This window comes from Methylobacterium crusticola (assembly GCF_003574465.1).
Lineage (GTDB): Bacteria > Pseudomonadota > Alphaproteobacteria > Rhizobiales > Beijerinckiaceae > Methylobacterium > Methylobacterium crusticola.
In genome coordinates this window covers 1-16013 of sequence record NZ_QOWC01000021.1, presented here as the reverse complement: position 1 = coordinate 16013, position 16013 = coordinate 1, and the positions used below count along the sequence as shown (strand labels likewise).

General features: G+C 74.5%; 15 protein-coding genes and 1 pseudogene. 9 read left to right on the top strand and 7 right to left on the bottom strand.

What is annotated here, in order from left to right:
* Positions 1–17: 17 nt before the first annotated feature.
* The 3 genes from DT057_RS12980 to DT057_RS12970 all read right to left on the bottom strand — a co-directional run bounded on the left by DT057_RS12980 (position 18) and on the right by DT057_RS12970 (position 3080).
* Complete coding sequence (locus DT057_RS12980; RefSeq protein WP_128562527.1) at positions 18–1001, bottom strand: NAD(P)-dependent oxidoreductase; 984 nt, start codon at positions 999–1001, stop codon at positions 18–20.
* A gap of 38 nt (positions 1002–1039) precedes the next feature.
* Positions 1040–2509, bottom strand: coding sequence for an MDR family MFS transporter (locus DT057_RS12975; protein ID WP_128562526.1), 1470 nt, complete (start codon positions 2507–2509; stop codon positions 1040–1042).
* A gap of 109 nt (positions 2510–2618) precedes the next feature.
* The gene (locus DT057_RS12970) at positions 2619–3080 is read right to left on the bottom strand and encodes an Lrp/AsnC family transcriptional regulator (RefSeq protein ID WP_128562525.1); all 462 of its coding nucleotides are present in this window, start codon (positions 3078–3080) and stop codon (positions 2619–2621) included.
* Positions 3081–3212: 132 nt separating this feature from the next.
* On the opposite strand from DT057_RS12970, the gene DT057_RS12965 reads away from it, so the two are divergent.
* Both DT057_RS12965 and DT057_RS12960 read left to right on the top strand, forming a co-directional pair.
* Positions 3213–3482, top strand: a complete 270-nt coding sequence (locus tag DT057_RS12965; RefSeq protein WP_128562524.1) for a DUF6356 family protein — start codon at positions 3213–3215, stop codon at positions 3480–3482.
* 129 nt (positions 3483–3611) lie between these two features.
* Positions 3612–4610, top strand: coding sequence for an ABC transporter substrate-binding protein (locus DT057_RS12960; RefSeq protein ID WP_128562523.1), 999 nt, complete (start codon positions 3612–3614; stop codon positions 4608–4610).
* A gap of 19 nt (positions 4611–4629) precedes the next feature.
* Here DT057_RS12960 and aroQ read toward each other — a convergent pair whose 3' ends face one another.
* From aroQ to DT057_RS12945, 3 genes are all read right to left on the bottom strand, one after another.
* Positions 4630–5079 (bottom strand): type II 3-dehydroquinate dehydratase, encoded by a 450-nt coding sequence (gene aroQ, locus DT057_RS12955; RefSeq protein ID WP_128562522.1) that lies wholly within the window; start codon positions 5077–5079, stop codon positions 4630–4632.
* Positions 5080–5104: 25 nt separating this feature from the next.
* Entirely contained in the window at positions 5105–5938 is an 834-nt protein-coding gene (locus DT057_RS12950) for a shikimate dehydrogenase family protein (RefSeq protein ID WP_128562521.1), read from the bottom strand.
* Positions 5939–6166: 228 nt separating this feature from the next.
* Positions 6167–7396 (bottom strand): CaiB/BaiF CoA transferase family protein, encoded by a 1230-nt coding sequence (locus DT057_RS12945; protein WP_128562520.1) that lies wholly within the window; start codon positions 7394–7396, stop codon positions 6167–6169.
* Between the two features lie 280 nt (positions 7397–7676).
* Here DT057_RS12945 and DT057_RS12940 point away from each other — a divergent pair, with 280 nt between their 5' ends.
* Complete coding sequence (locus DT057_RS12940; RefSeq protein WP_128562519.1) at positions 7677–8042, top strand: DUF3140 domain-containing protein; 366 nt, start codon at positions 7677–7679, stop codon at positions 8040–8042.
* Between the two features lie 249 nt (positions 8043–8291).
* Complete coding sequence (locus DT057_RS12935; RefSeq protein ID WP_128562518.1) at positions 8292–9560, top strand: hypothetical protein; 1269 nt, start codon at positions 8292–8294, stop codon at positions 9558–9560.
* A gap of 441 nt (positions 9561–10001) precedes the next feature.
* On the opposite strand, the gene DT057_RS12925 is transcribed toward DT057_RS12935, so the two are convergent.
* The gene (locus DT057_RS12925) at positions 10002–10397 is read right to left on the bottom strand and encodes a response regulator (RefSeq protein ID WP_128562517.1); all 396 of its coding nucleotides are present in this window, start codon (positions 10395–10397) and stop codon (positions 10002–10004) included.
* Positions 10398–10827: 430 nt separating this feature from the next.
* On the opposite strand from DT057_RS12925, the gene pal reads away from it, so the two are divergent.
* The 5 genes and pseudogenes from pal to glmM form a co-directional block, all read left to right on the top strand.
* Positions 10828–11337 (top strand): peptidoglycan-associated lipoprotein Pal, encoded by a 510-nt coding sequence (gene pal / locus DT057_RS12920; RefSeq protein ID WP_128562516.1) that lies wholly within the window; start codon positions 10828–10830, stop codon positions 11335–11337.
* A gap of 121 nt (positions 11338–11458) precedes the next feature.
* A complete protein-coding gene (gene ybgF, locus DT057_RS12915) occupies positions 11459–12385 on the top strand; it encodes a tol-pal system protein YbgF (protein ID WP_128562515.1) in 927 nt (308 codons plus the stop codon).
* Positions 12382–13422, top strand: a complete 1041-nt coding sequence (gene tilS / locus DT057_RS12910; RefSeq protein ID WP_128562514.1) for a tRNA lysidine(34) synthetase TilS — start codon at positions 12382–12384, stop codon at positions 13420–13422. The genes ybgF and tilS overlap by 4 nt, the downstream gene beginning before the upstream one ends.
* Before the next feature lie 144 nt (positions 13423–13566).
* Complete coding sequence (gene ftsH, locus DT057_RS12905) at positions 13567–15489, top strand: ATP-dependent zinc metalloprotease FtsH (protein ID WP_128562513.1); 1923 nt, start codon at positions 13567–13569, stop codon at positions 15487–15489.
* Positions 15490–15740: 251 nt separating this feature from the next.
* A pseudogene (gene glmM, locus DT057_RS12900) lies at positions 15741–16013 on the top strand (phosphoglucosamine mutase); the annotation flags it as partial.

Below are 16013 nucleotides of genomic sequence, written 5' to 3'. Positions count from 1 at the left end.
GCCCGGGAGGACGGCGCTCAGGCCGGCGGCCGGCGGGTCCAGTGCTCCGGGTTGACGGCGCCGTCCGGCACCTCGCCCCGGGCCAGGGCCGCGGCCTGCGCCGCGGTCTCCATGGCCTGGGCCTCGATTGCCGGCGGGGTGAGGCCGCCGACGTGGGGCGTGGCCACGACCTGCGGCAGCGCCGCGAGGAGCCGCGAGGGCATCTGGTCCGGCGCCCGGCCGACGTCGAGGGCGGCCCCGGCGAGGCGGCCCTCGCGCAGGGCCGCCGCCAGGGCGGCCTCGTCGACGAGGTTGCCCCGCGCCAGGTTGAGGAGCACGGCGTCGGGCCGCATGTGGGCGATGGCGGCCGCGTCGATGAGGTTCTCGGTCGCCTCGGTCGCCACGGCGAGGCAGATGACGTAGTCGGCGCGCGCCAGCAGCTCCCCGAACCCGACCTGGCTCAACCCCGGCTCCGTCACGCGCACGTGCGGATCGCTCACCAGCACGGTCATGCCGAGGCGGGCGAGGAGCGGGCCGAGGTTCCGCCCGATGGCGCCGTAGCCGATGATCCCGGCGGTGCTGCCGGCGAGCTGGCGTCCCATCAGGGCCTCCGGGCGGCGGCCGGCCTGGTAGTCGGCCGTGGTCCGGGAGATGCCCCGGGAGAGGTCGACCAGGAACCCGAGGGCGAGCTCCGTCACCGCGGCGACGAAGCCCGGCCGCGCCCGCGTCACCAGGATGCCGGCCGCGCTCGCGGCCGCGACGTCGATGGTGCTGATGTCGACGGCGACCCGCAGGACGGCCCGCAGATCGGGCAGCGCCGCCAGGACCTCGGCCGGGACCGCCGTCGCCCGGTCGGCCACGACGAGGTCGACGCCGCCGGCGGCCCGCGCCAGCGCCGCCGGATCCAGCGGGTCGTCCGCCTCGTGGAGCCGGACCTCGCCCACCGCCCGCAGGGCCGCGAGCGCCCGGGACCCGTAGTACTGGTCCCGCATCCGGGGCGTGTGGGTGAGGAGGAGCTTCATCGCGGGATGTCCGGCGCGGTGTGGCGCGGGGCGGCGGATCACTCCGCCGGCGCCTCGCGGGTGCGCCCGAGCGGCACGTGCGGCACGAGGCTCGCGACCGCGACCGCGGCGAGCGAGATCAGGAACACGGCCCAGAAGGTCTGGTGCAGGGCGTGCTGGAGCACGAGGCGCACGCCCGCGACCTCGCCCGGCGCGCCCCCGCTGGCGAGCACCTGCTGGAGCCGCTCCGCCGTGATGGCGGGGCCCCCGCCCGCGCTCGACAGTCCGTGGTTCAGGACGGCGCCGAACAGCGTCGCCCCGAGCGTGCTGCCGAGGTTGCGCGAGAACACGTTCGAGGCCGTGGCGCTGCCGCGCTGCGTCCAGGGCACGATCTCCTGGATCAGCATCAGGGCGGCGTTGCTGAGGAGCCCCATGCCGAAGCCCATCACCAGGGAGCCGGCGCCGGCGAGCGCCGGCGGGCTGTCGGGGCCGAGAACCACGAACGCGACGGCGCCGACCGGGAGCAGCAGGCTGCCGCAGACGAGGATCGGCCGGAGGCCGAACCGCATGACGCTGCGGGCCGCCAGCGTCGCGCCGATGGGCCAGCCCAGCACCATCACGGTGAGGGCGAGGCCGGCCACGACGGGGGATTGCCGCAGCACGCCCTGGACGAACATCGGCAGGAAGGTGGTGAGGCCGATCAGCGCCATGCCGGCGAGGAGCGAGGTCCCGTTGGCGGCGGCGATCGGCCGCTGGCTCCAGAGCGAGAACGCGATGAGGGGCTCGGGCGCCCGCCGCTCCTGCACCACGAGGAGGCCGACCGCGACCGCCCCGAGGCCGGCGGCGATGAGCGAGGTCGTCCAGCCCGCCCGCCCGGCCTCCGTCAGCGCGACCATCAGGGCGGCGACCGCGACGGTGAACAGGGCCGCGCCGGGCGCATCGATCGGGCGGCGCTCGCGCCTCACGTCCTCGTGCAGGTAGGCCACGAACAGGCCCGAGGCCACGAGCCCCACCGGCAGGTTGATCCAGAAGATCCACGACCACGAGGCGTGCTGGATGATGAGGCCGCCCGCCATCGGCCCCACCACCGCCGAGACCGCCCAGACGCTGGCGAGGAAGCCCTGGATGCGGCCGCGCTCCTGCACGCTGTAGAGGTCGCCCACGATGGTGAGGGAGACCGGCTGGATCGCGCCAGCGCCGATGCCCTGGAGCAGCCGGAAGGCGATCATGGCGGGCATCGACCAGGCGAGGCCGCAGAGCAGCGAGGCGGCCAGGAACAGGCCGATCCCGGCGAGCAGGACGGGCTTGCGCCCGTAGACGTCCGCGAGCTTGCCGAACACGATCGTGGCGGCGGTCTGGGTCAGGAGGAAACCGGAGAAGACCCAGGCGTAGAGCGGCAGCCCGCCGAGGTCGCCGACGATCTGCGGCATGGCCGTCGAGATGATGGTGGCCTCGATGGCGACCATCGCCATCGCGGCCATCACGGCGGCGATCACGAGGGGACGGCGCGTCGTCCGGGGTGTCGGCATGGATGGGGGGCCCGTACGGGTGCGGACGGGCCGGACGGCCCACCGCCCGGGCAGCTAAACCGATTGCGCGGGAAGGCAAGCACCCGGCGCGCATTCCTGCCCCGCGGCATCAATCGGCGTAAGTCACCGGGAGCGCCGTGGTGTACTTGATCCGCTCCATCGCGAAGGCGGAGCTGACGTCGTAGAGGTCCACGGACTGGATCAGGCGCTTGTAGACCCTGTCGTAGGCGGCGATGTCGGGCACGACGATGCGCAGCAGGTAATCGGTCTCGCCGCTCATCCGGTAGAACTCGACCACCTCCGGGATGGTGACGACGGCGGCGCAGAAGCGCTCGGCCCACTCGGCGGTGTGCCGGTTCGTCCGCACCGACACGAACACCGTGACGCCGACCCGCATCTTGTCGGGGTCGAGGAGCGCGACCCGGCGCCCGATGACGCCCTGCGCCTCGAGCTTCTGGATGCGGCGCCAGCACGGCGAGGCCGACAGGCCCACCCGCCGGGCGATCGCCTCGAGCGGTTCGCTCGCATCCTCCTGCAGGCACAACAGGATTTTCCGGTCGAACTCGTCCACGCAAAAATTTTCCACGTTCCGGCCGCATCGCGCAAGCCGATTGCCGCAACCTAGGCATCGCCGGCCGAAATCGCAATCCGCTCCCGGGCGGCCCGTGCCACTCTCGTGCGTCAGACGAATCGGAGCGCGATCATGACGAAGCTGTCCTTCTCCGAGCATCCGGCCGCGGTCGGGGAGACCTACTTCCAGCACATGGGCACCGCGGCGGGGTTCGGCCTGAGCATGATCGCCGGCGGCTGCGCCTGCCTGGTGCACGGGCTGCTGCCGTTCGCCTTCACCAGCACGGGCTCGCGGACGATCCTGCGCCTGCACGAGCGCATGGTGGTGCACCGCGCCCGTGCCGCGCGCCACCGCGGCGCGGGCGGCGAGGCGGGCGCCTTCGCGCCGCCGCCCGCCGCCTGACGCCCGCCGGACCCTCGGGCCCGGGTTGACGGGGCCCCGGCTTTCCGGGGAGCCTCGCGGCAGAACGCGCCGGCGAGCGCGGGCCGGCCGCCCGCCCGGGCGGCGCCGGAGATCGAGGGAGTACGTTCGATGAGGTGTCTCACGCGGGCGGCCGGCGCGCTTCTCCTGGCGCTCGGCCTCGCGGCCCCGGCGCGCGCCGAGGTCAAGGAGGTCCGCTTCACCCACCAGCCCGGCCTGATCTACATGCCGCTGATCCTGGCCGAGCAGCAGAAGCTGGTCGAGAAGCAGATCGCGGCCGCCGGGCTCGGCGACGTGCGGGTGAGCTGGATCACCCTGACGAGCGGCGGCGCCTCGGTCGACGCCCTGATCTCCGGCAACGTCGATTTCGTCACGAGCGGCGCCACCAACCTGCTCCTGGCCTGGGACCGCACGCGCGGCGAGGTGAAGGGCCTCGCGGCGTCGGCCGGCGCCCCCATGATGCTCGTCACCCGCAACCCGGCGGTGAAGACCCTGGCCGACTTCTCGTCGAAGGACAGGATCGCGGTGCCGACCGTGAAGGTCTCGACCCAGGCGGTGCTGCTCCAGATCGCGGCGGAGCGCCAGCTCGGCGACGGCGGCCGCAACAAGCTCGATCCGATCACCGTGCAGCTCGGCCACCCGGACGCGGTGGGCGCCGTGCTGAGCACCAACAACGAGATCAACAGCCACTTCTCGCTGCCGCCCTACCAGCAGATCGAGCTGAGGGACCCGCGCGTCCACGTGGTGCTCAACTCCTACGACGTGGCCGGGGGGCCCCTGAGCAACGCCGTGGTGTTCGGGCGCCGCAGCTTCGTCGAGCAGAACCCGAGGACCGCCGCGGCGATCCTGGCGGCCCTGGAGGAGGCCGACGCGCTGATCCGCGACGACCCGAAGCGAGCCGCCGAGCTCTACCTCGCGGCCACCCGGGAGAAGCTCACGGCGGACGAGCTCGTGGCGATGATGAAGCAGCCCGGCGTCGTCTTCTCCACCACGCCCTACGGCACCATGCTGCAGGCCGAGCACCTCGCGAAGGCCGGCGTGCTGAAGTCGCGCCCCAAGGACTGGAAGGAGTTCTTCTTCCCGGCGGTGCACGACCGGCCCGGGACCTGACGCGACGCCGCGGGCGGCCTCACCCCGCCGCCTGGTCGATGAGGGCGGCGAGGCGGCGCAGCGCCAGCCCGTAGCCCTGGGTGCCGAAGCCCGCGATGACGCCGTCGGCCCGCAGCGAAACGTAGGAATGGTGCCGGAAGGCCTCGCGCTTGTGCACGTTCGAGATGTGCACCTCGAGCACCGGCCCCTCGAAGGCGTTGAGCGCGTCCAGGATCGCCACCGAGGTGTGCGTGAAGGCCGCCGGATTGATGGCGAGGCCGGCGGCGTGCGCGCGGGCCTCGTGGATCCAGTCGATGATCTCGTACTCGCGGTTCGATTGGTGGAAGCGCAGCTCCAGGTTGAGCTCGCCCGCCAGGACCCGGCACTGCGCCTCGACGTCGGCGAGGGTCTCGTGGCCGTAGATGTGGGGCTGGCGCTTGCCGAGCAGGTTCAGGTTGGGGCCGTTCAGCACGTAGACGAGGCGGCTCATGGCGGGGCCTTTCGCGGCGGGACGCTCAGTAGGACACGCGGGCCACCGCCCGCAGCTCGTCGGCCGTGGTGGTGCCGAAGCCGAAGAACTCGAGGTAGGCCGGGATCTGCTCGAACAGCATGTCGGTGCCGACCTGGATAGGGCAGCCCTTCTCCTGCGCGGCGCGCAGGAAGGGCGTGAATTCCTGCTTCATCACCACCTCGCCCACGAAGGTGCCGGGGTCGATGCGCGCGACGTCGACGGGCAGGGGATCGCCCTCCTTCATGCCGAGCGGCGTCGCGTTGACCACCACGTCGTACCCCGCCGGATCCTTCGAGCCGGTCGTGATCCCGAGCGCGGGGTAGTGCTCGCGCAGGCGGCCGGCCAGCGCCGCGGCGGAGTCCGGGAAGTTGTCGTGGACCCCGAGATGCGCGACGCCCGCCGCCGCGAGCGAGGCCGCAATGGCCGAGCCGACGCCGCCGCTGCCTACGACGAGCACCCGGGCGCCCTCGAGGGCGCGCCCCTTGCGCTGGATCCCGCGCACGAAGCCGGCGCCGTCGAACATGTCGCCGAGAAGGCTGCCGTCCGGGCGCCGCAGCACCGCGTTGCAGGATCCGGCGATCTTGGCGGTGGTGCTCACCTCGTCGAGGAGGGAGACGGTCGTGATCTTGTGCGGCATGGTGACGAGGGCGCCGCGGATGTTCGTCAGCCGGAACAGCGACCGGAAGACGTCGGGGTACTCCTCGGCCTTGACGCCCATCGGCACCACGACCGCGTCGATCCCGTGCTTCTCGAAGTACGGGTTGTAGATCATCGGCGCCTTGAACGACTCGGTCGGGTAACCGAGATGCGCGATCAGGGTCGTGGTTCCGCGGATCATGAGCGACCTCCTGCCGGGCTCGGCCCGGTCCGGCGCGGGGCGCCGGCCGATGCCTCTGCGTCATCCGGGCCGCGCCGGCACCGCCCGGCCCGGTCGGACACTGAGCATGATTTCGCGGCCGGCGCACCGGTTCCCGCGCGGCGAGCCGGCGGAATGAGCGCCCGCCTCCCGGGGTTTAGGCCGGCGCCTCGCTCCGGGGCGCCGGCCGTGGGCGGCCCCGCGACCGTCCTACGCCGCGGTCTCGCGGACGACGCCGCGGGCGATGAGGTCGTCGATCTCGGCGGCGGCGTAGCCGTGGGCCGCGAGGATCGCCCGGCTGTGCTCCCCGAGGAGCGGCGCGGGGCCGTGCACCCGGCCGGGGGTCGCCGAGAACTTCACCGGCAGGCCGAGGGTCGTCGTCGCGCCCGCCCGCGGGTGGTCCACCTCGACCACCATGCCGCGGGCGATCGCCTGCGGATCGCGGTGCATCGCGGCGACATCGAGCACCGGGCCCGCCGGGACGCCGCCGGCCTCGAGCCGCGCCAGCCACACCGCCGAGCCGGCCCGGCGGAAGTGCGGCGCGAGCGCGGCGGCCAGGTCGAGCCGGTTCGCCATCCGGCCGCGATTGTCCGCGAAGCGCGGGTCGGCGGCGAGCTCGGGCGCGCCGAGCACCTCGAGCAGCCGGCCCCAGTTGGTCTGGTTCGCCGCCCCGACGGTGATCCAGCCGTCCGCGGTCTCGAAGGCCTCGTAGGGCGCGTTGAGCGGGTGGGCCGAGCCCATGGGGCCGGGCGGCGTGCCGGTGGCGAGGGCGATCGCCGATTGCCAGTAGGTCTGCACGATCCCGGCCTCGAACAGCGAGGTGTCGACCTCCTGGCCGGCGCCCGTCTTCAGCCGGTGGGCGTAGGCCGCCAGCACCCCCATGGCGGCGAGGATGCCGGCGGTGATGTCGGTCACGGGCGCGCCGCTCTTCACCGGCGGCCGGCCCGGACCCTCGCCGGTGATGCTCATGAGCCCGCTCATCCCCTGCGCCACGAGGTCGAAGCCCGCGCGCCCGGCATAGGGCCCGGTGCGGCCGAAGCCCGAGAGCGAGCAGTAGATCAGGCCCGGGTTCGTCTCCCGCAGGGCCGCGTAGCCGAAGCCGAGGCGCTCCATGGTGCCGGCGCGGTAGTTCTCGATCAGCACGTCGGCGTCCCGCAGCAGCCGGCGCAGCACGGACTTGCCGTCCGGGCTCTTGAGGTCGAGGGCGAGGCCGCGCTTGCCCCGGTTCATCATCATGTAGGCGGCGCTCTCGCCCGCGATGGCCGGCGGGACCATGCGGCGGGTGTCGTCCCCGCCGTCGCTCTTCTCGACCTTGATGACCTCGGCGCCCATGTCGCCGAGCATCAGGCCGCAGACCGGGCCCGCCATGATGTGGGCGAGCTCGACCACCTTCATGCCCGCGAGCGGGCCGGACCGACCCTCGATCGTACGCTGCGTCATGGTGCCCTCGCTCCGCGGCCGCCGGCGCGTCGCTGGACCGGCGCCGCGGGCGCATGGTGCAGGCGAGAGCGGCGCTCGCCAAGAGACGCTCGGCAAGAGACGCCCGCCAAGACACACCCGGCAAGCGACGCCCGCGGGGCGTGTGGCCCGCCAGGAGCCGCGGCCGGACGGCGCTCCGGCCGGAGCGCCATCCGGCGAGGCCATCCGTCGCGCCCCCGGCGCGGCTCCCGCGCCCGCTCCGTCCGCGTTGAGGCGGCGGGTTCGACGGAGGGACACGGGGATGAGCGCAGAGGGGCGGGCCGAGGAGCGGGACGACGACCGGGAGAGCACCTGGGCGGCCTTCCGCGAGGCCGTCAACATGAGCCCGGCGGAGCTGGAGGCCTGGCTCGCCACCGAGGAGAGCCGGTCGGTCGGCTGGACCCCGGACGGCAAGGGGGAGTCGGTCGGCCACCGCGAGGGGCGGCGGATCGTCGAGATCAAGCACGCCCGGAAGGCCGCGCTCACGGACGACGACTACGCCCACATGCGGAAGGTCGTCGGCTACGTCCGCCGCCACCTCGCGCAGGGGGGCCCGGAGGCGGGCAAGGCGGAGTCGCGCTGGCGCTACTCGCTGATGAACTGGGGCCACGACCCGCTCAAGGACTGAGCGCGCCGCCCGCGATGCCGGCCCGCCCGGCACGGCGACACGGTGGCGCAGGACCCGGAACAATCCTCTCCCGCCGCGGCCCCGCCGAAGACCAATCTTCGCCGAGAAGGGCGGGCGGCGCGGCGGTCCTCGCCCGGTCCGGGTCCGGCCCGGATCTTGCTGAACACTCCCGGCAGCTTCCCGTCTTCTCACTTCTCATCGGTCCGGCGGCGTGGCTGACTGAGGTCTTCCGGGTGGCGGGGGTCGGCGATGGCGGGCGGAGCGGAGCGGCACGGGATCCTGCGACGCGCGGCCGTGGGCCTCATGGTCGGGGGCATCGCGGCCGCCCTGGGGGGCGCCGGCATCGCCGCCCTGGCGCCCGCCTACGGCGCCCTGTCGCGCAGCCTCGAGGAGGCGCTGCATCCCGACGGCGACGGCCCCGAGACGCGCGTCGCGCTCGGGCCGCGCGGCCACGACGTGCGGCTCTCGGGCGAGCTGACCGCCGGGGCCGCGGCCCGCCTCGCCCGCCTCCTCGACGCCCATCCCGGGATCGTGCGCCTGCACCTCACGAGCGAGGGCGGGCTGGTGGAGGAGGGCGTGGCGGTGGGCGACCTCGTGGCGGCCCGGGGCCTCGTCACCTACGTGCCGGATTACTGCGTCTCCGCCTGCACGCTCGCCTTCGTGCGCGGACGCGAGCGGCTGATGATGGAGGACGGGCGGATCGGCTTCCACGCGCCCTACGAGCCCGGCGCGTTCGGCGAGATGTTCGCCGTGGACGCGAGCGCGGAGCGCGGCCGCTACCTCGCCGCCGGGATCGCGGCCGATTTTGTCGACGAGGCCCTGGCGACGCCCTCGCGCGCGCTCTGGACGCCCGGGGCGGCCCGCCTGCGCGCGGCCGGGGTCATCACCGGCACGGTCGGGCCCGACCGTCTGCCCGACTCGACCCTCGACGACGACCCGACCTCCGGGGGCGCGAGGGGGGCGGTCCTGCGCGCCGTGGGCCTCCTCGGCGCCCTCGAGGGCGCGGCCCCCTGGGTGATCGACGACATCGCGGCCCGCTACCTCGATTCCTACCGCCGGGAGGCGAGCGAGGCGGACGGCCTCGACCTCATCCGGACCGCCTCGGCCCGGGCCATGCTGGCCGCCCTCGCGGAGGCGGAGGACGACACGGTGGCGGAGTTCGGCCGCTTCCTCGCGGCCGCCCTCGCGGCGGGAGGCGAGGAGGACGAGGAGGAGTGCGTCGCGGTGGGGCGCGACGGCGACCTGCTGCGCGCGGTCGCCATCCTGGAGCGGCGGGACTCGGACGCGCCGGGAAAGGCGAGGGCGCTCCTCGAGCGGGCCCGGCCGGGGCACGCCGCGGCGCCCGACGCGAGGCCGCGCCGGATCGCGCGCGCCGGGCGGGAGCGCGATTGCGCGGGCCTGCGCCGGGGCCTCGCCGACGCGCTCGGACGGCCCGACGCGGCCGCCCGCCTGCGCGCCCGGTTCCTCGGCGGCGCGCGCCCGGCGCGGGCCCGGGAGGCGTCCGCCAAGGCCGACTGACGCTGCGACACCGCGGGCCCGTGCGCGCGGGGTGCGTGGGGTGGCAGACCACGCAGGCGCCCGATCCATACGCGATTTTCACGAACCGGGGCGGGCAGGCCTCTCGATCCTTCACGGGGGTCGGCGCAAGTCTCGGGGGCGGTCCCCAGGATGGGCCGCGCGAACCCCGACCCGCCGCCATGACGGATCCCGTCCCCGCACAGCACGAGCCCGCCGCTCGCGCCCCCGAGCTTCCTGGTCGGCCAGGACGCGCAGGGCCGCTGGCTCGCCGTCGAGACCCGCGGCCTCGGCGGGAGCAGCTTCCGCAGCCGGGGCGACGCGCTCCACGACGCCAGCGTCGAGACCGACCGCCGGCCCGGCGCCGTCCGGCTCGCGGAGGGCCCCGTGGCGTTGCGCCTGTGAGCCCGCGGGGCGCGGCCCCGCCCGGGCGCGCGGCACGCCTCAGGTGGCCTCGACCGTGAGCTCGCGCGCCATCATCCGGGCGAGGCCGACCACGTCCGCGATCACGAAGGGCTTCTGCACGAAGATGCTGCCCGGCACCCGCTGCCGCCGCAGGTTCACGGTGGTCGAGGAGTAGATCACCGGCCGGTGCGGGTGGACGAGGCGGTAGGCTTCGGCGACGGCCCAGCCGTCGATCAGGCCGGGCAGGCGGATGTCGGTGAAGAGCCAGTCGATCTCCGGCCCGCGCTGCCGCAGGAGCGTGAGCGCGGCCTCGCCGCTCGAGACCGTGTGGGTGCGCAGGCCTTCCTGCTCGCACAGCGTCACCAGCACTTCGAGGAGCAGGTAATTGTCCTCGACGATCAGGACACTGGCGGTCTTCTTCTCGGGAATGGGCATCGCGGAGGACTCGCCGGTTCTGGGCGACGGTCTGCCGAAACGGTTAACAAACCCTGAAAGACATCCCCCGAAAGGAGAGGTGCGGCCGAGGCCCGATGCCCGGTCCCGCCGTGCCCCCGGGGGCCGGCGCGCACCCGGCCGGCGCCGGCGGCAGCCCCCCGCGTGCGTTGCGCCGGCGCAACACCGGGCGGGCGCGCGGCCGGCCCGGGGCCGGCGCCGCAGCGTGGCCGTAATTCGGCGGTGAGGTGGCTCCGTCCCGCGATGTCCGGCCCCTCGCGCCGGCCGGCGGCGAGGCGCCGTCAAGGTTGACGGAACCTTCGCTTAACCGGCCCGGCCCTAAGAGGAACCGGGATCCGAGAGGATACCAGTGTCCAGGACGGCGCCCGGGCGGTGATGCGCCTCGGCGCGCCGCCAGAGGAGTCCACGATCGATGTCGCTGTCGCCCGCGCCGCTGCGCGCGCTCAAGCTCGCCGCCGCCCTGGGGCTCGCCCTGTCCATGGCGGCCTGCGCGTCCAACAAGGATCTCGCGGACGCCTCCGCGTACGGGGCGGGCGGGGGCGCCGCCACCCCGGGCAGCAGCCAGGACTTCGTGGTCAATGTCGGCGACCGGGTGTTCTTCGAGAGCGACTCGACGGACCTTACCCCGACCGCGACCGCGACGCTCGACAAGCAGGCGCAGTGGCTGTCGCGCTACGGGCGCTACACGTTCCTGATCGAGGGCCACGCCGACGAGCGCGGCACCCGCGAGTACAACTTCTCCCTCGGCGCCCGCCGCTCCCAGGCCGTGCGCGACTACCTGGCCTCGCGCGGGATCCCGGGCAGCCGGATGCGCACCGTCTCGTACGGCAAGGAGCGCCCGGTCGCGGTCTGCAACGACATCTCGTGCTGGTCGCAGAACCGCCGCGCCGTCACGGTGCTGGACGGCAGCGCCGGCTCGTGACCTCCGGCGGCGGCGGCCGGAACCGGCGCGCCGCCGCCCCACTTTTGCCCGCAGGCGCGGCATCTGCTAACCGCGCCGGGCCCCGTGGCCACCGCCGCCCCAAGCCGTGAAGCGCCCCGCCATGCTCCGCCGCCTGCTCCTCGTCTCCGGTCTCGTCCTCGCCGCCACGCTCCCGGTCCGGGCCCAGGACGCCGCCGAGTTCGTCGTGCGGCTCAACCGGCTCGAGAACCAGTCGCGCCAGATGGCCGGGCAGATCGAGTCCCTCCAGTACGAGAACCGGCAGCTCAAGGAGCAGCTGCGCAAGTTCCAGGAGGACGTCGAGTTCCGCTTCCAGGACGCGAAGGGCGGCCGCCCCGCCGCCGGCACGCCGCCGGCCAAGCCCCAGAAGCGCAGCGACGCCTTCGACCCGGGCCAGAACCCCGCCGCCCCCGGCGCGCCGCAGCCCCTCGGGACCGCGCCGTCCGCCACGCCGCGCGCCGTCGCGGCGACGCCGGCGACGCCGGCCGCCGGCGCGGCCCTCGCCCCCCCGCCGGCCGCCATCGAGGAGGACGACGCGCCCGAGTACGGCGAGCCCGTCGACCTCAAGGCCCCGCCCCGGCCGCCGGCCGTGGTGGCGCCCGCGGCCCGGCCGCCCCAGAGCGTCGCCGCCACCGGCAGCGGCGACCCCAGGGCCGACTACGAGACCGCCTACGCGTACGTGCTGCAGCGCCAGTACGAGCAGGCCGAGATGAGCCTGCGCCAGTTCATCCAGTCGCACCCCCGCGACGCCCTGGTGCCGGACGCGACCTACTGGCTCGGCGAGAGCTACCTCCAGCGCAACCGCACCCGCGAGGCGGCCGAGCAGTTCCTGAAGGTCTCGACGGACTACGCCCGCTCGCGCAAGGCGCCCGACGCGATGCTGAAGCTCGGCGCCTCCCTCAACGCCCTGGGGGCCCGCGAGCAGGCCTGCGCCACCCTGGCCGAACTCGAGCGCAAGTTCCCGCAGGCCTCGGCCACCGTGAAGCAGGGCGTCGACCGGGAGCAGCGGCGCGCGCGCTGCGCGGCGTGACCGAGGGGGCGCGGCCCCTCGAACCCGCCGAGATCGCGGCGCGCCTCGCCCCCTGGATCGGCCCGGGCGCGTCGCCGCGGGGCGCCGTGCTGGCCGTCTCCGGCGGGCCGGACTCGACCGCGCTCATGGGGTGCGCCGCCCTCCTGCCGCCGGCGCGCCCGGTCGTCGTCGCCACGGTCGACCACGGGCTCAGGCCCGCCTCCGCGGCGGAGGCCGAGGGCGTGGCGCGGGTCGCCGGCGCCCTGGGGCTCCCGCACCGCACCCTCGCCTGGCCCGGGCCGAAGCCCGCGACCCGCCTCCAGGCGGCGGCCCGGGAGGCCCGCTACGCCCTGCTCGCCGCCCTGGCCCGCGAGGTCGGCGCCGGGGTGATCCTCACGGCCCACACCCTCGACGACCAGGCCGAGACCGTGCTGATGCGCCTCTGCGCCGGCAGCGGCCCGGCGGGCCTCGCCGGCATGGCGCCGGCCCGGCCGCTCCGGGACGTCGTCCTGGCGCGCCCGTTCCTCGACCTGCCGAAGGCCCGCCTCGTCGCCACCTGCGAGGCCCGGGCTTGGGCCTTCGTGCGCGACCCGGCCAACGACGAGGCCCGCTTCGGCCGGGCGCGCATGCGCAGCCTGCTGCCGCTGCTGGCGCCCGAGGGGCTGACCCCGGAGCGCCTCGGGCGCCTCGCCGCCCGGGCGCGCCGGACGCAGGACGCCATCGAGGCGGCGGCCGGGAGCGCCCTGCGCGAGCTGAGGCGGGACGGCGGCGGGGAGGGGGGGCTCCTCCTCGACGGCGCCGGGTTCCTGGCCCTGCCGGAGGCCGTGGCCCTCCGGGTCGCCGCCGGCGCCATCGCGGCGGTGGCAGGATGCCGCAGCCGCCCGCTCCGGCTCGAGCGCCTCGAGGAGGCGTTGCTGGGGCAGATCCGCCCCGCCCTCGCCCGGGGCGAGGCCCTCCGGCGCACCCTCGGCGGCGTCCTCCTGGAGGCCCGGCGCGACGGGATGCTGCGCCTCGCGCCCGAGCCGGCCCGGGGCCCGGGGCGGAGCGCGGGATCGTGATGCCGGGGCGCCCCGGAGCCGACGCCGCACGTCCCGCCGATTTACTTGGCAAGGGTGGGGTGCGTGCCTACATTGGGGCCTGAGTGCCGGTGCCCTTCCAGCACGCCCGCACGGCGCGGCGCTCCTCAGGGATTGACTCTTCAGATGAACCCCAATTTCCGCAATTTCGCCCTGTGGGTCGTCATCTTCCTGCTGGTGCTGGCCCTCGTGACCCTGTTCCAGAACCCGGGTCACCGGTCGGGCGGCGGGGAGATCGCCTACAGCCAGCTCCTGAACGACGCCGATGCGGGCCGCATCCAGAGCGTCGTGATCTCGGGCCAGGAGGTGAGCGGCACCTACACGGGCGGCGGCACGTTCACGACCTACGCGCCGAGCGACCCCTCGCTGGTGTCGAAGCTGCAGGGCAAGGGCGTGACCATCACGGCCCGGCCGCCCTCCGACAACACCCCGTGGTTCATCGCGCTCCTCGTCAACTGGCTGCCGATCCTCGTCTTCATCGGCGCCTGGATCTTCCTGTCGCGCCAGATGCAGTCCGGCGCCGGCCGCGCCATGGGATTCGGCAAGTCGAAGGCCAAGCTCCTCACCGAGGCGCACGGGCGCGTCACCTTCGAGGACGTGGCGGGCGTCGACGAGGCCAAGGAGGACCTCCAGGAGATCGTCGAGTTCCTGCGCGATCCCCAGAAGTTCCAGCGCCTCGGCGGGCGCATCCCCCGCGGCGTGCTCCTCGTCGGCCCGCCCGGCACGGGCAAGACGCTGATCGCCCGCGCGGTCGCCGGCGAGGCGAACGTGCCCTTCTTCACCATCTCGGGCTCGGACTTCGTCGAGATGTTCGTCGGCGTCGGCGCGTCGCGCGTCCGCGACATGTTCGACCAGGCCAAGAAGAACGCCCCCTGCATCATCTTCATCGACGAGATCGACGCGGTCGGCCGCCACCGCGGCGCGGGCCTGGGAGGCGGCAACGACGAGCGCGAGCAGACCCTCAACCAGCTCCTCGTGGAGATGGACGGCTTCGAGGCCAACGAGGGCATCATCATCATCGCGGCCACGAACCGGCCCGACGTGCTCGACCCGGCCCTGCTGCGTCCCGGCCGCTTCGACCGCCAGATCATCGTGCCGAACCCGGACGTGATCGGCCGCGAGCGCATCCTGCGGGTCCATGTCCGCAAGGTGCCCCTCGCCCCCGACGTCGACCTGAAGGTGATCGCCCGCGGCACCCCCGGCTTCTCGGGCGCCGACCTGATGAACCTCGTCAACGAGGCGGCCCTGCTGGCGGCGCGGCGCGGCAAGCGCATCGTCACCATGCACGAGTTCGAGGACTCGAAGGACAAGGTGATGATGGGCGCCGAGCGGCGCACCCTGGTGATGACCGACGACGAGAAGCGCCTGACCGCCTACCACGAGGGCGGGCACGCCATCGTGGCCCTGAACGTGCCGGCGACCGATCCCGTCCACAAGGCGACGATCATCCCGCGCGGGCGCGCCCTCGGCATGGTCATGCAGCTGCCCGAGCGCGACAAGCTCTCGATGTCCTTCGAGCAGATGACGTCGCGGCTCGCCATCATGATGGGCGGCCGGGTGGCCGAGGAGATGATCTTCGGGCACGACAAGGTGACGTCGGGCGCGCAGTCCGACATCGAGCAGGCGACCCGCCTCGCCCGCATGATGGTGACCCGCTGGGGCTTCAGCCCCGAGCTCGGCACCGTGGCGTACGGCGAGAACAACGACGAGGTCTTCCTCGGCATGCAGGTCAACCGGCAGCAGAACGTGTCCGAGGCGACCGCCCAGAAGATCGACGCCGAGGTCCGCCGCCTGGTGGAGGCCGGCCTCAAGGACGCCCGCCGCATCCTCGAGGACCGCAAGGGCGACCTCGAGGCCCTGGCCCGGGGGCTCCTGGAGTACGAGACCCTGTCGGGCGACGAGATCCGGGACCTGCTCGACGGCAAGCCGCCGGTGCGCGACGCGGGCGACTTCCCGCCGAGCCCGGCCCGCGGCTCGCCGGTCCCCTCCGCCGGCCGCGGCCGGCCCCGGGAGAATGACGGCGGCTACGAGCCGCAGCCGCAGGCCTGAGGCCCACGGCCGACGACGTTCCCGGGAGGGCGGCAGCGATCCTGCCGCCCTCTTCGTTTGACGACGCCCGGGCGCGGGGGCCGGATGGTCGGTCCCCGGCCCGGGGGCCGGCCGCGGGGCTGCCGAAGCACGATCGTTCGCGCGGATGGCACCCGGCCCCCGCCGGTACGGCGCGGCGCCGGCACCGGGCTTGCGGGGAGGGAGGCGGGCCGGTGCCGGTCGGCCCGAAACGGGACAGGGAGAGAGACGCGGTGCGCAAGTATTTCGGGACCGACGGCATCCGGGGCCGGGCCAACGGCGTGATCACGCCGGAACTCGCGCTCAAGGTGGGACAGGCCGCCGGGCTCGTGTTCCAGCGCGGGGATCACCGCCACCGGGTGGTGATCGGCAAGGACACCCGGTTGTCGGGCTACATGATCGAGACCGCGATGGTGGCGGGCTTCACCTCGGTCGGGATGGACGTGCTGCTGCTCGGCCCGATGCCGACGCCGGCCGTGGCCATGCTCACCCGCTCGATGCGGGCG